This window comes from Caballeronia sp. SEWSISQ10-4 2, from assembly GCF_030464885.1.
Classification (GTDB): Bacteria; Pseudomonadota; Gammaproteobacteria; order Burkholderiales; family Burkholderiaceae; genus Caballeronia.
This window is the reverse complement of record NZ_JALPRJ010000038.1, coordinates 73,492-87,869: the sequence shown is the minus strand read 5'-3', so window position 1 is coordinate 87,869 and position 14,378 is coordinate 73,492. Positions and strand designations below refer to the sequence as shown.

Sequence of the window (14,378 nt, the reverse complement as noted above, 5' to 3'; positions counted from 1 at the left end):
CTGGAACAAGCAGCGCTGGGTCGACGCCGAAAATCGCAACGACACAACGTTGCTCGAGGCGGCGTAAGCCGCCGGGAATCCTCGTTCATCAGGGCGAGGAGGACGTCAAGGTTTTTTCGGTATGATCGAACGTGAAAAATTCCAAGGAGAGCGTCATGTCCCAGATCGCTGAACCAGCGGCTTCCGTCGCGCCAACACCCTCTTCCGAACCGGCATCGTTGCCGTGGATCAAGAAGCTCGTCTCCTTCGATACTGTCAGCCGCAACCCGAACATGGGCCTGATCGAAACCGTGCGCGACGACCTGCGCGCCGCCGGTATCGAGAGCACGCTCACCACCGATCCGACCGGCAAATGGGCCAACCTGTTCGCGACCGTGCCCGCGCACGACGGCGCAACGAACGGCGGCATCGTGTTGTCGGGACATACGGACGTGGTGCCCGTCGATGGCCAGAAATGGGACAGCGATCCGTTCAAGCCGGAAATCCGCGATGGCCTGTTGTACGGTCGCGGGACGTGCGACATGAAGGGGTTTATCGGCGCAGCGCTCACTCTGCTGCCGAAGATGCAGGCGACGAAACTCGCGCGGCCGATCCACTTCGCGCTTTCCTTCGATGAAGAAATCGGCTGCGCCGGCGCGCCGCTGATGATCACCGACTTGCAAAAGCGCGGATTGCGGCCGGACGGGTGCATCGTGGGCGAGCCGACCAGCATGCGGCCGATCATCGCGCATAAGGGCATCAACGCGTACAACTGCTGCGTGCGCGGGTTCGCCGCGCATTCATCGCTGACGCCGAAGGGTTTGAACGCGATCGAATATGCGGCGCGACTGATCTGTTTCATCCGCGACGTCGCCGACGAATTCCGCGCGCAAGGCCCGTTCGACGAACAGTACGACGTGCCCTTCACGACCGCCCAGACCAGCACGATCAACGGCGGCAACGCGATCAACACGGTGCCCGCCGAATGCAACTTCGCGTTCGAATTCCGCAACTTGCCGACGCTCGATCCGGAGCCGATTTATCAGCGTATCGAGAAGTACGCGCGGGAGGAGCTGCTGCCGAAGATGCAGAAGGAACACGCGAACGCTGCGATTGAGTTTTCGAAGATTGCTGCAGCTCCCGGGCTCGATGCGTCCGAGCAAGCCGCCATCACGCAACTCGTGCGCGCGCTCACGGCGAATCAGGAGAAGCGCAAGGTGGCTTACGGGACGGAAGCGGGCTTGTTCCAGCTGGCGGGCGTGCCGAGCATTGTGTGCGGGCCGGGGAATATCGAGCAGGCGCACAAAGCGAACGAGTATGTATCGCTGGAACAGCTTGCTGCTTGCGAGGCGTTTTTGGGCAAGTTCATTCACAGCATGTCGGTCGAGGCGCAGGCACGTTGATGTTCTTTGAAATCGCTCGTTGAGGTCAGAAGGCAATCCATGTCCACCTCCCATCACTCCGACAACACCATCGACGGCACGCCGATTCCCACACTCGACGATATCGCCGGCCAGCACATGACGCTCTCGCCGTGGGTCGCGCGCACGCCGACCTTCGAGCGTCACGATTTCCCCATGCTCGGTGGCACACCCATCAACTTCAAGTTCGAGTTATTGCAGGTCGGCGGCACGTTCAAGACGCGCGGCGCCTTTTCGCACTTGCTCGCGCTCACGGAAAACGAACGCGACGCGGGCGTGACCTGCGTCTCGGCGGGCAATCACGCCGTTGCGGTCGCGTATGCCGCCATGCGCCTCGAAATCGGCGCGAAGGTCGTGATGCTGAAGACGGCAAGCCCGGCGCGCGTAGGCCTGTGCCACCGTTTCGGCGCGGAAGTGGTGATGGCGGAAAACGGCGCGGAAGCGTTCGAGACCGTGCGGCGAATAGAAGCCGAGGAAGGCCGCTACTTCGTGCATCCGTTCAACGGCTACCGGACCATCGTGGGCACAGCGACGCTCGGATATGAATGGACCTCGCAAGCGCCGGATCTGGACGCCGTGATCCTGCCGATCGGCGGCGGCGGGTTGGCCGCGGGGGTATCGCTGGCATTCCGGCTCGCGAATCCATCGATTCACGTGTACGGCGTGGAACCCAAAGGCGCGGACGCCATGGGTCAAAGTTTCGTCGCGAATCACACGGTGAAGATGGGCGCCATGCACAGCATCGCGGATTCGTTGATGGCGCCGCACACCGAAGACTACAGCTACGAATTGTGCCGGCGGCATATCGACCGTCTGGTAACCGTCTCCGATACCGAGCTGCGCCACGCCATGCTGCATTTGTTCAACGAGCTCAAGCTGGCCGTGGAACCGGCCTGTGCCGCAGCCACCGCTGCGCTGCTCGGGCCGCTGCGTGAAACCCTGCAGGGCAAGCGCGTCGGCGTCTTGCTGTGCGGCACGAACACCGACCCGGCGACGTTGAACGAACATCTGGCAACGGCGGCTCAAGACGACTGAGCGCTGTTACATCAACGCTGTTACAACACCGGGGCTACAACACACTCGTCAGCCGCTTGCGCTCATTGCGCTGCATAAAATAATTCGCGGCAATCACGCCGACCGTCACGAACGCAATGAACAGCGTGGCGAGCGCGTTCATCTCGGGATTCAAGCCGAGCCGGACGCGCGAGAACACCACGAGCGGCAAGGTTGTCGATCCCGGTCCCGACAAAAACGCGGACAACACCAGGTCGTCGATAGACAGTGTGAACGACAACAGCCACCCCGCCACCAGCGCCTGCGAGATCAACGGCAGCGTAATCGAGAAAAACACCCGCAATGGCGTCGCGCCCAAATCGAGCGCGGCCTCTTCAATCGATGGATTCAATTCCCTCACCCGCGATTCCACAATAATCGCCACGTAGGAAATACACAGCATCACGTGGCCAATCCAGATCGTGAACATACCGCGCCCGGCAGGCCAGCCGAATACCTTCGCCATTTCAACGAACAGCAAGAGCAGCGATATCCCCTGGATCACTTCAGGAATCACGAGCGGCGCGTTGATCATGCCGGCGTACAGCGTGAAACCGCGAAACCGCCCCATTCGCGCGAGCACATATCCTGCCCACGTTCCAATTACGACCGACGCGCACGCCGTGAATACCGCGATTCGAATGGACAACCACGCGGCGTTGATCAGTTCTTCGTCGTGCACCAACGCGCGATACCACTTCAGCGAAAACTGCGTCCATACCGTCACGAGCTGCGACTCGTTGAACGAATACACGATCAGACTGATGATCGGAATATAGAGAAACAGAAATCCGATACCGAGAAAGGTGAACCGGAGCGGGCGACTGGGTTGAATCATCGCTTCTGCTCCAGTTGCTTGGCCTGGTAATACTGGAAAACGGCCATGGGGACGAGCAGCAACAACACCATCGCACAGGTGACGGCGGAAGCCATCGGCCAGTCCGCGTTATCGAAGAATTCATTCCACATCACGCGGCCGATCATCAAGGTATCCGCGCCGCCGAGCAGTTCCGGAATAACGTATTCGCCGACCGCCGGAATAAACACCAGCAGACAGCCGGCGATAATCCCGTTCTTCGACAGCGGCAACGTGATCTGCAAAAACGCCTTCCACGGTTTTGCGCCGAGATCGTAAGCGGCTTCGAGCAAGGTGAGATCCATCTTCACGAGATGTGCGTAAAGCGGCATCACCAGAAACGGCAGATACGAATACACCATGCCGATATAAACCGCGATATTCGTGTGATACAGCTCGACCGGCGTATGAACAATTCCCGTCCACATCAGGAAGTTATTCAGCAAGCCGTTGTTCTTCAGAATCCCGATCCACGCATACACGCGAATCAGAAACGATGTCCAGAACGGCAGCATCACAGCCATCATCAGCAGATTGCGGGTGGCCGGACTCGAACGCGCGATGTAATACGCCATCGGATAACCGATCAGCAGACACAGCAGCGTCGATACCCCCGCGACCAGCAGCGAGTTCATGTAGGTCGCGAAGTACAGGCTGTCCGTGAGCAGGAACGCGTAGTGCGAAAAATCGAGCGCGATATTCAGCACGCCCTCTTTGAGCGCCGTCAATTCCGTATAAGGCGGAATCCCAAGGCGCGCATCGGAGAAACTGATCTTGACGACCAGCAGGAACGGCACGAGAAACAGCAGCACAAGCCACAGGTATGGTCCGGCGACGACCGCCGTCCGTCCGGTCAGGCCGAAGCGTTGCTTCAGTGAATGCAGCGTTTTCATGCTGTGAGCACCACCCCTGCCGATGCGGTCCAGCGCACGAACACTTCGTCGTCCCAAGTGGGCGAATCGATCTGCCCGAGCGCGAGGCTCGACAGGTTCGCCACCACCACTTTGCCGCTGTCGAGCTTCACGTGATACAGCGTGTAGCCGCCCATATACGCAATGTTCGCCACCTTGCCGCGGCCCCAGTTGTAGGAGCCCTCGGGCGGCTTGCTCGTCAGCGCAATGCGCTCAGGCCGCACGGAGATGGTGACCGGCATGCCGAGCGGACCTGTGATGCCGTGGTTCACATACAGTCGCGACGGTAATTCCTTCGACTCCACGAACACGTGATCCGGTTCATCCTCGACCACCGTGCCGTCGAACAGATTCGTCGAGCCGATGAATTCCGCTGTGAACCGGCTGTTCGGATATTCGTAGACCTCGTGCGGCGTGCCGATCTGCACGATCTCGCCCTCGCTCATGACCGCGATCCGGCCAGCCATGGTCATCGCTTCTTCCTGGTCGTGCGTGACCATCATGCAGGTGACGCCCACTTTATCCAGGATGTTCACCAGTTCGATCTGCGTGCGCTGGCGGATTTGTTTGTCGAGCGCGGACATGGGCTCATCGAGCAGCAGCAGCTTCGGACGCTTGACCAGGCTGCGTGCCAGCGCCACGCGCTGCTGCTGGCCACCCGACAGCTGGTGCGGCTTGCGCTTCGCATATTTGACCATCTGCACGAGGTCGAGCGTCGTGTGCACGCGCTCCTTGAGTTCCGCGCCGCGCACGCCTTCCTGCTTGAGCCCGAACGCCACGTTCGATTCGACCGACATGTGCGGAAACAGCGCATACGACTGGAACATCATGTTCGTCGGTCGCCGATACGGCGGCATGGCCGCCAGATCCTCGCCATCGATAAAAATCTGCCCCGACGTGATGGACTCGAGCCCCGCGAGCATGCGCAGCAAGGTGGACTTGCCGCATCCCGAACTGCCGAGAAGCGCGAACAGCTCGCCCTTTTTCACCGACAAATTCACGCCTTTCACTGCGACGGTTTCGTCGAATTTCTTGACTACATCGACGATCCGCACGAAGTTTTCGTCAGCCCAATCCGGGTCCCGCAAACCCGGTTCCGGCCTGCGGCCGTTGGCACCGGACTGGCCACCCTGGCCGTTTTGACTGCCCGGTCCGGCGGGCACTGCGCTCGACTGCTGCTCACTCATGATCTGCTGCCCGGCTCCTGCGCTATGCGCGTTCGTGCTGCCTTTTTTCACTTCGCGTTCTACGTCATTCTTCGATCCGGCCGCCATTCACGTCCAGCCGTGCCGAAACAAATCAAGCCGTCCACGAACAAAGCCCCCGGAGAACCGGGGGCTTCGCGTTTGTCGACTGCCTAGTACGACTTCAGCAACCTTACCGGAACCAGAATCAGCGTCCTGACTTGAATTCCGTCCAGAGCCGCGTTTGCAAACGCTGGATGTCCTGCGGCAACGGCTTGAGCAGGAACAGCGTCTTGATCACGTCTTGCGGCGGGTACACGGCCGGATCGTTGGCGACATCCTTCGATACGTATTTCCGTGCTTCGCTATTCGCACTCGGGTAATACACCTCGTTCGTGATCGCTGCGTGAACCTGCGGCGTCTCGATGTAGTTGATCCACTCGAGCGCGGCTTGCTTGTTCTTCGCGTCCTTCGGAATCGCCATCACGTCGAACCAGACCGGCGCGCCGCCCTTGGGAATGTAGTACTCGATCTTGTACGCCTTCTTCGCCTCTTCCGCACGATGCTTGGCGATCACCACGTCGCCCGACCAGCCGTAAGCGAAGCACACGTCGCCGCCGACCAGGTCGTTGATATAACCCGACGAGTTGAACTGGGTGATGTACGGGCGGATCTTCTTGAGCATCGCGAGCGCGGCGCGGTAGTCGGCCGGGTTCGTGCTCATCGGATCCTTGCCGAGGTAGTGCAGCGCAGCGGCAAACATCTGGTCGGGCGCGTCGAGTACCGAGACGCCGCAGGCCTTGAGCTTAGAGATGTTTTCCGGCTTGAACAGGATGTCCCAGTTATCCAGCGGCACGTTCTTGCCGAGGATCTGCTGGGCCTTCGTCACGTTGTAGCCGAGACCCGTTGTGCCATATGCCCATGGTACCGTGTACTGATTGCCCGGATCGGCGCCCGCGACCAGTTTCATCAAGTCAGGATCGAGGTATTTGAGGTTGGGAAGTTTGGACTTGTCGAGCGGGGCGAAGATCCCTGCCGCGATCTGCTTGCCGGCGTAGTTGCTGGTAGGCACCACGATGTCATAACCCGAATTGCCGGTAAGCAGCTTGGCTTGCAGCGTGTCGTCGCTGTCGTAGTTGTCGTACTTGACCTTGACGCCTGCCTGCTTCTCGAAGTTCGGAATCGTGTCCTTGGCAATGTAGTCCGACCAGTTGTACACGTTGAGCTGGGTGTCTTTCGCCGATGCCGCCAGTGGTGCTGTTATCGCCGCCACACCCGCGATGGCCATGGTAATCGACATAACCACGCCCGGTACCCCCGAGCGCTTCGACAACCGGTCCGCCACTTTTTCTGTCATTTCAGTTTCTCCGTCCTTTCGTCTTGCCGACCGTTACTTTCCACATCTCGATGCGCCGTTATCTCCCCTGCCCAGCCCAGTCGAGACGCTCTTTAAAAAAACGAAAACTATCATCAAAAGGTATCTTCGCAAAAAACAATCGGCGAGGTTTGTCGCGCAAAGGGCACAAGGGGACGCGTTTGATTGACGCTGGGTTTGGGAGGGGTTCTCGGGGGATCGTGGGGAGGGTTCTTGCTGGGGGGCGGGATGGCGGGTGCGGGTGATGGCGGGTTGGTGCTTTCGGCCTTAGTCGTCTGCTCGAGTTGGCTGATTTTTTTATCACTATTAGCCACTGTGCGTGGCAGCACGTCATTTCTTTGCAAACACGCAAAGAAACGAAGCAAAGAAACGCGTTCCAACCATCGGCAAGTTAGTGTCCGGGGGTGCAGACCCCAGTTTTTGGCACCTAATAGCACAGTGCTCGCCAGACTTAGAAACCCTCCTTCTCACGAATTCTTACACGAACACGCTTCGCCCCCAACGCTCTCGGGCAAGATCGACCGCCCACGCAACCATACGGCCTTTCAAGCACCGCCGGCGTTCCGCAACGCACCCGATTCGCCACGGCGCTTCCGCGCGATTCGTCTCAGTAAAGACCCCACTCGAATTGTTGAATCCAACCGCGTCTTCACCCACGTAATGTCATTATTGAGGCGTTAATGCGAAATTTACGCGACACGCGCAATTGCGGGACCACACGTTTGTTTGCTCTGAGACATCTCGCAAGCGGATTTGATTGCCTGCGGCCATGTAGTCCGGACGTCAGCGGAACAGTCATTGCTAAGGCTCTCCACGCACTCGGTTCGGCAACTCGGCACGCATGCAAGCCCTTGTCCCGATGCAGCTAACGCCCGTTTTTCGTCACTCGTGGCAACGCGCGGTTTATCGAAGTGCCAGCCGGTGGCCTGCTTCACTGCACACGCCTTTTCCCCAACCGCTTCGCATCATCCCAGCTTCAGGAAACAGGCCCCAAGAACCGCATGAACACAAATCCGTCCGCTCTCACCTCAACCGGCCCCGCGGCTCCCCCGCAATCCGATCCCGCGCCCGAGTCCGAAGATCGCGCCGGTCCGTCAAACGGTTCTCCCTCCAAGCGCGGACACTGGTTCTCGTTCGTCGGCGCAGGCGCCCTGGTCGCAGTCGGCTATATGGACCCAGGCAACTGGGCAACCGCGCTCGCCAGCGGCGCTAAATACGGCTATCAATTGCTAAGCGTCGTGCTGCTGGCAAGCCTGATGGGCCTCCTGCTGCAATGGGTCGCATCGAAAGTCGGCGTCGTGACCGGGCGCGATCTCGCACAACTCTGCCGACAACGCTACAGCAAACGCACCACCCTCTTTCTCTGGATCACCAGCGAAATCGCCATCATCGCCTGCGATGTGGCCGAAGTCGTCGGCAGCGCAGTCGCACTGCAATTGCTCCTGGGCGTGTCTCTGACAGTCGGCGTGCTGATGTCGGCGGTAGGCACGTTCGCCATGCTCGCCCTCCAAAGCCGCGGACAACGACCGCTACAGATCGCCGTGACCACGCTGATCTTTTTTGTGGGCTTCTGTTTTGTCGTCGAACTCGCACTCGCCAACCCTTCATGGTACGGCGCGCTGGCCGGCCTCGCGCCGCCCGCCGGGTTGCTGCGCGACGCCGGCATGATCTGGCTCGCGGCCGGTATCCTCGGCGCGACCGTGATGCCGCATAACCTCTATCTGCACTCCGCACTCGTCAAGGATCACGCGAAAAACGGCAACGATGAAGCCATTTCCAACGCGATGGTCGGCGTCAATATCGATACCTTCGCGTCGCTTAGCCTAGCGTTCACGGTCAACGCGTCGCTGCTGATCGTGGCGGCGGCCGTGTTCCACGCCAGCGGCCACTACGACGTCAACGATCTCGCCGATGCCCACCGTCTGATCGCCCCGCTCGTCGGCACTCACTGGGCCAGCATCATCTTCGCGGCAGCATTGCTCGCGTGCGGACTGAACGCGACAGTGACCGGCACGCTAGCCGGACAAGCCGTCATGGAAGGTTTCCTGCAGTTGAAGATCGCGCGCTGGGCGCGAGCGCTCCTCACCCGGGCGCTCGCCATGGGACCGGCGCTGCTCGCGGTCGGCGCATTCGGCGAACACGGCTCAAATCAGCTGCTCGTCGCAAGCCAAGTCGTGCTGAGCCTGCAACTGCCGCTGGCCGTGATCCCGCTCGTGCGCTTCGCATCCGATGCCGGCCTCATGGGCCGATGGCGCATCAAGCGTTTTCCGCTCGCGCTGGCATGGCTGTGCGCCGCGCTGATCGTGCTGCTGAACGGCGCGCTGTTGTGGCAGTTGCTGACGGACAGTTGATGCGGCTGGGTTGGAGAGACTTCCTTCAGTAATCCCCGTTTTGCACCGCGAACGATGTTCATCGTGCGCTACGCGTTTCCCCGGTTGCATCGTTTAGTAATCGGATGATGCACCTTCCGATACGCGCCATACTCGGCGCCGATACGCTCAACACAACACCCCTCCAGTCTGGCTAGCTCGTCGCTGACTGAGTAAATCAATGCAAGTCAGGATCGATTTTTGCTATTGCCGCCCGTTCTGCGCCCCTTTTTTGAGATGATCCCTTCACGCGTTTACAATTATGCGTTTCGCGAATTTCACCCGGAGGCCGATTGGCAAACAAGCGGTCGCGAACTGCGCAGCATGGACGGCCCGGAAGACACCTCCTTGCCGCATCGCCCGCGCCCGACGCTACTTAACGCAACAAGGACGTTCGCTTCATGGCCCGAGGCTCCCTGACGTTTTCCACCCGTTTCCGACAACGCGATGTCGCGACGGTTTGTCGCCTGACTACGCTCACGCTCGCCCTTGGCTTGGGCCTGGGGAGCAGCCTCGCCCAAGCAACCGTTTCCGTGCTCCAACCGTTGCGCGAGGCGGCCGCACAGCAGCCGCTCGAACTGACGCTGCTTTATAGCGACGACGACAAACAGCCGCTCACCATCGATGTCCCCAAAGCGCTCAACGTCACGCTGACCAATGGCGATCTGCCGCCGCAACCGCTTGCGCTGCAACGCGAGCCCAACGCTCCCGACAAGCTGACGCTACGCCCCGGCCAGTATCGAAAGATTAGTTATTCAGCGCCTTGGCCGGACACGGCTCGCGGCGTGGTGAAGGTCGATCCGGTCGGCTTCGATTCTTCGCCGATGCTAATCACGCTCAATCGCGGCAAGACGCAGACGCAAGTCGTGGCGGCGGAGAACGCTGAAACACAGGCGAAAACACCGCAGCAACTGGCCAGCGCCGAAGCCGCGGCAAACACGTCGGCCGTGCCTACGACTACCAGCGACCGCATGCTGAGCGGCCGGTTATCGACCTTCGAACCGATGTATTTCGCCGATGGCCAGAACGGCGATAACCTAGCGAAATTCCAGTTCAGCTTCAAGTACCGCCTGCTATTGCCCGACGATCCCCGCTCGCGCGCGCTCCTCGACAACCTGTATTTCGCGTACACGCAAACATCGATATGGGATCTGACGGCTGAATCGGCGCCCTTTCGCGACACGAGCTACGAGCCGCAACTGTTCTATTACCTGGAGAACACGGGCTGGAAAAGCTCGCTGTTTTCGCGAATGGGCGTCACGGCCGGTATCGGACACGAATCTAACGGCAAGGCCGGCGCCGATTCTCGCGGGATCAATATCGCTTTCGTGCGCCCGACCTGGGATTTCGGCGACATCAACTCGAGCCACCTGACGATATCGCCGAAAATCTACTACTACATCACGAAGAGCGGCAACGAGGACATCCAGGACTATCGCGGTTACGTGGACCTGCTCGTGAAATACGGCAGCCCCGATAGCTGGCAACTCGCCGCGACGCTGCGCAAGGGCACAAAAGCGGGATACGGCAGCGTCGACGCCCAGTTCACCTATCCGCTCGCCAAACTGATCAATAGCGCGTGGGGCGGCTATTTGTGGGTAGGCTACTTCAACGGCTACGGCGAGGACATCCTCGACTACAACCGGCGACAACACTGGATCGCGCGGATCGGCTACAGCATCGCGCGTTAAACTTGGATTTTTTGCGGGCGTTGCGCTCTTCACTGCATGCGGCGCCCGACTATAGGCGTTTTATGGCATCGAACCTTCATGACTTGCCCGACAGCCCGTGTATCGGTGTCTGCTCGACCCTCTTCGACGACGTCTGCAAAGGCTGCGGCCGCATGGCCGGCGAAGTTTCCAACTGGGTATTTCTCAGCGACGACGAAAAGCGCGCGATCTGGGAGCGCATTACCCGCGAAGGCACGGCCATGCGCTTCACGCGCGACAAGGTTTAATCTCGGATTGACCCGGGCCCGGAATCAGGTTGAGGTACGGGCCGATACCCGGGCAGCGCCTTTGCTCCGACCGTCCGCAGGCTGCTCCATGGCACGCTGTTGAAATATTTTGCGGAGGCACGGGGCAGGACATTGCAAACTGCTATGTCAACAGCCAGCAGCACCCGCGCCGTTCAAGCCGCCGCCGCGGGCCGGATATCCGCAACCAGCAAGTCGAGCAGTTCACGCACGCTGCGAATCGCCGATCCGAACGGCAGCGCCTCGCGCCCCCGAAAGAACAGCCCGGTCGCACGATCCCCACGCAACGCAGCGGCCAGGCGGGTATCGATACAAAAGTGCCCGAACTTCTCGATGCCATCGCGCAAACCGCACGCCGCGAGGCAATTGAGGCCCGTCGGGCACTTCTGTGCACGCGAGCCGATCTTGTCGCGAATCCGTTGCTCGTTGCGCAGATAACGCTCGAGCCACGGCGTCTTCACTGCACGCGCCGGCAAACCGGTCACACTCACGAATTCGACAATGTCTTCCGGCGTTGCGTCGGCGAGAATCCGCTTGAATTCGGGATGCGCGTCACACTCTTGCGTCACCGCGAACGCCGTGCCGAGCTGCACCCCGGACGCGCCTGCAGCCAGCCAGCGACGCACCGCCGCGTGACCGTCGATACCACCCGCCACAATCAGCGGAATCTGCGTGCGGCTGATGCCGAGGGTATCGAAGGTGAGCATCGTTTCCTCGATCACACGAGCGAAGTCAAAACGCTCGCTCGGGATATCCGCCACGCTCGCCACGCCGAGATGGCCGCCCGCATGCCCCGGATGTTCGATCACGATGGCATCGGGCAAGCGGTTCTTTTTCATCCACTTCTTCAGCACCAGCGTAATGCCGCGGCTATCCGACAGGATCGGAATCAACGCGATATCCACGCTTTGCGTCAGGTCCGGCAAATCAAGCGGCAGCCCTGCCCCCATGACGATGGCGTCGGCACCGCTCTCACACGCCGTCTGCACCGATGCTGCGTAGGAAGCCACCGCGCGCATGACATTCACAGCCACCACGCCGCGGCCTTCGCTGATCGCCTTGGCCGCAACAATCTCACGCTGCAGAGCCGTCTGGTTGGCGGCTTCCAGCGTTGCCTGAACCGGATTGTGTTTGCACATCTCAAGCAGATCCGGATGGTGATGCCGCAAGTCGATGCTCGAAATCGTACCCATTGCGCCCTCCCTGGCCACAGATCCAGCCAGGCGATGCGCTGAAACACCCACACCCATGCCTCCCTGAACGATAGGGAGCAAGGTGCGGCCGCGAATGATCAGATCCTATGAGCAGGGGGGCGTCGACGAACTGATACGTAAAATCAGCGTGTCGAGTCCCTGTTCAAAGGAGAGAGCATCATGCGCACGGATCACACATTCACGACGGGTGGTGAGGAACTGGTGCTGGCGGTGTCGCTTGAGCTGGCTGCGGCGAAGTGGAAGGTCGCGCTGCACGACGGCCGGCGAGAAAAGCCGGCCGTGCACACGGTCGCGCAGCCCCAGGCCGCCGCGCGCCTGCAGGCGGTACTGGACCTGATCGAGGCGCACAAGGAGAAGTGGTCGCTCCCGGCGGGCGTACGCACCGTCGTCAGCTACGAAGCCGGCCAGGACGCGTTCTGGATCTGTCGCGCGCTGCAGGTGCAACACATCGAGTGCTACGTCGTCGATCCGGCCAGCATTCCGGTCGAGCGCCACAAGCGGCGCGCGAAGACCGACCGGCTCGATGTCATCAAACTGGTCACCAACCTGCGCGCGTGGCTGCGCGGCGAGCGCGACCGCATGCACGTGGTGCACGTGCCCTCGCCGCAGGACGAAGCGTCCCGCCAGCTGATGCGCGATCGCGGGGAACTGCAGAAGGAAGTGCTGCAGCATCGCGACCGGATGCGCAAACTGCTGGTCACGCTCGGCTGCTGGGATGAGGTCGATCACAGGGCCTTTGCCGGCCGGCTCGCCCGTGACGAGGTGAAGTGCCACGACGGTGCGCCGCTGCCGCCCGAACTGCGCGAGCGGCTGCTGCGCGAGTGCGAACGGCTGGCGCTAGCGGAACAGCAGCTCGCCGCACTCGAGAAGACGCGGCAGGCGAGCGTGCCGGCACCCGCGCGCCAGCGCAGCGATGACCTGGCGCGCCTGAAGGGAATTGGCGAAGTGGGTGCGTCGCGCCTCGCGCTCGAACTGTTCTGGCGGGAGTTCAGCAACCGGCGCGAAGTCGGCGCGTGCGTCGGGCTGGTACCGCAGCCTTATGACAGTGGCGAGAGCCACACCGATCAGGGTATCAGCAAGCAGGGCAACCGACGGGTGCGCGCGCTGCTCATCGAGATGGCGTGGACCTGGCTGCGCTACCAGCCCGGCAGTGTGCTGACGCAGTGGTTCAACCAGCGCACGCAGGGTACCGGGCCCAATCGCCGTGCGCGGCGCATCGCGATCGTCGCGGTGGCGCGGCGCCTCGCGATTGCGCTGTGGCGCTACCTGAAGGATGGTGTGATCCCCGAAGGCGCACAGCTGAAGTCAGCCTGAGCCAGCCAGAGGCATCGCAACCACGCAAGCCCTGAAACCCGACCTATTGGCTATTGGCCCGACTTGAAGTGAACATGCCCGTGTTCCCCCCGGGTTGCCGACGCAACCGATGCTTCAGATGGGGCATGCTCCTGGAGAAATTCCAGCGTAACGCGCATGCAGGATGAGGCCGGCCAACGCGCCGGCGGATAGAAGGTGGTCAGACGTCAAGTCTGACGCGCGCGATGACCGGCTTCACAATGGGACCTTAGCCATGGGCTCACGGGTCGAGCTGCGCCGCAACACGCGAGGTGCTGGAATGGCTTGTAGGGCTGGCGAACGCAATAACCCCGCGCTCGCCAGCCCCTGGGCCAGCCTATTGCGCCTTCGCAGCGTCAAGGGTCGCTGCGCTCAGGCACTGCCTGCCCTTGACGCCGCTACGGCGCTCGCGCACTGGCCGCACGAAAGGGAGAATGGTCACTTGACCGATGATTTGTGAGTCAGCTCGTGAAAGGCCTTGACAACTTCCTGCTCATAGAAGGGGGGAAAGAGGCATCATCGAAGGGTCATCTCCAGAGTCAAATTTTTGAGCTTGCAGGAGGTTGGACAAGTACGCATTGCGTTTTATCAAGCAAGTTCGACTATGCTGTGTTTCAGTTTTCCGAGCCCGCCTCGAAACACAAACGGCCCGCTTCTTGCGAAGCGGGCCGTTTGTTTTACTGCTTATTTTTGCTTGTTTCTATTGGCT

10 protein-coding genes and 1 pseudogene are annotated in these 14,378 nt (G+C 60.8%); 6 read left to right on the top strand and 5 right to left on the bottom strand.

Going from position 1 to position 14,378, the window contains the following annotated elements; genetic code table 11:
* Positions 1–155: 155 nt before the first annotated feature.
* Positions 156–1,382 (top strand): acetylornithine deacetylase, encoded by a 1,227-nt coding sequence (gene argE, locus M0D69_RS24820; protein ID WP_301784505.1) that lies wholly within the window; start codon positions 156–158, stop codon positions 1,380–1,382.
* A 39-nt stretch (positions 1,383–1,421) separates the two neighbouring features.
* On the top strand, positions 1,422–2,435 hold the full coding sequence (locus tag M0D69_RS24815; protein ID WP_301784504.1) for a threonine/serine dehydratase: 1,014 nt from the start codon (positions 1,422–1,424) through the stop codon (positions 2,433–2,435).
* A 34-nt stretch (positions 2,436–2,469) separates the two neighbouring features.
* Here M0D69_RS24815 and M0D69_RS24810 read toward each other — a convergent pair whose 3' ends face one another.
* The 4 genes and pseudogenes from M0D69_RS24810 to M0D69_RS24795 form a co-directional block, all read right to left on the bottom strand.
* Complete coding sequence (locus M0D69_RS24810; RefSeq protein WP_301784515.1) at positions 2,470–3,288, bottom strand: ABC transporter permease subunit; 819 nt, start codon at positions 3,286–3,288, stop codon at positions 2,470–2,472.
* Positions 3,288–4,202 carry an ABC transporter permease subunit gene (locus M0D69_RS24805; RefSeq protein ID WP_301784503.1) on the bottom strand — a complete coding sequence of 305 codons (915 nt, stop codon included), beginning with the start codon at positions 4,200–4,202 and terminating at the stop codon, positions 3,288–3,290. The genes M0D69_RS24810 and M0D69_RS24805 overlap by 1 nt, the downstream gene beginning before the upstream one ends.
* Positions 4,199–5,284 (bottom strand): annotated as a pseudogene (locus tag M0D69_RS24800) (ABC transporter ATP-binding protein); the annotation flags it as partial. The gene M0D69_RS24805 and the pseudogene M0D69_RS24800, both read right to left, overlap by 4 nt.
* Before the next feature lie 328 nt (positions 5,285–5,612).
* A complete protein-coding gene (locus M0D69_RS24795) occupies positions 5,613–6,704 on the bottom strand; it encodes a polyamine ABC transporter substrate-binding protein (RefSeq protein WP_301784513.1) in 1,092 nt (363 codons plus the stop codon).
* A gap of 1,076 nt (positions 6,705–7,780) precedes the next feature.
* On the opposite strand from M0D69_RS24795, the gene M0D69_RS24790 reads away from it, so the two are divergent.
* From M0D69_RS24790 to M0D69_RS24780, 3 genes are all read left to right on the top strand, one after another.
* Positions 7,781–9,130 (top strand): Nramp family divalent metal transporter, encoded by a 1,350-nt coding sequence (locus M0D69_RS24790; protein WP_301784502.1) that lies wholly within the window; start codon positions 7,781–7,783, stop codon positions 9,128–9,130.
* 419 nt (positions 9,131–9,549) lie between these two features.
* Entirely contained in the window at positions 9,550–10,839 is a 1,290-nt protein-coding gene (locus M0D69_RS24785) for a phospholipase A (RefSeq protein WP_301784501.1), read from the top strand.
* Positions 10,840–10,901: 62 nt separating this feature from the next.
* On the top strand, positions 10,902–11,105 hold the full coding sequence (locus M0D69_RS24780) for a DUF1289 domain-containing protein (RefSeq protein WP_047896852.1): 204 nt from the start codon (positions 10,902–10,904) through the stop codon (positions 11,103–11,105).
* A gap of 173 nt (positions 11,106–11,278) precedes the next feature.
* Here M0D69_RS24780 and M0D69_RS24775 read toward each other — a convergent pair whose 3' ends face one another.
* The gene (locus M0D69_RS24775) at positions 11,279–12,418 is read right to left on the bottom strand and encodes a nitronate monooxygenase family protein (RefSeq protein ID WP_301784512.1); all 1,140 of its coding nucleotides are present in this window, start codon (positions 12,416–12,418) and stop codon (positions 11,279–11,281) included.
* Between the two features lie 78 nt (positions 12,419–12,496).
* On the opposite strand from M0D69_RS24775, the gene M0D69_RS24770 reads away from it, so the two are divergent.
* Positions 12,497–13,651: an IS110 family transposase gene (locus M0D69_RS24770; protein WP_301784500.1), complete on the top strand. Its 1,155-nt coding sequence runs from the start codon at positions 12,497–12,499 to the stop codon at positions 13,649–13,651.
* Positions 13,652–14,378: the final 727 nt, after the last annotated feature.

Coding starts and splice junctions, on each gene's coding strand:
- argE (WP_301784505.1), top strand. CDS start 156: ATGTCCCAGATCGCTGAACCAGCGGCTTCCGTCGCGCCAACACCCTCT.
- M0D69_RS24815 (WP_301784504.1), top strand. CDS start 1,422: ATGTCCACCTCCCATCACTCCGACAACACCATCGACGGCACGCCGATT.
- M0D69_RS24805 (WP_301784503.1), bottom strand. CDS start 4,202: ATGAAAACGCTGCATTCACTGAAGCAACGCTTCGGCCTGACCGGACGG.
- M0D69_RS24795 (WP_301784513.1), bottom strand. CDS start 6,704: ATGTCGATTACCATGGCCATCGCGGGTGTGGCGGCGATAACAGCACCA.
- M0D69_RS24790 (WP_301784502.1), top strand. CDS start 7,781: ATGAACACAAATCCGTCCGCTCTCACCTCAACCGGCCCCGCGGCTCCC.
- M0D69_RS24785 (WP_301784501.1), top strand. CDS start 9,550: ATGGCCCGAGGCTCCCTGACGTTTTCCACCCGTTTCCGACAACGCGAT.
- M0D69_RS24780 (WP_047896852.1), top strand. CDS start 10,902: ATGGCATCGAACCTTCATGACTTGCCCGACAGCCCGTGTATCGGTGTC.
- M0D69_RS24770 (WP_301784500.1), top strand. CDS start 12,497: ATGCGCACGGATCACACATTCACGACGGGTGGTGAGGAACTGGTGCTG.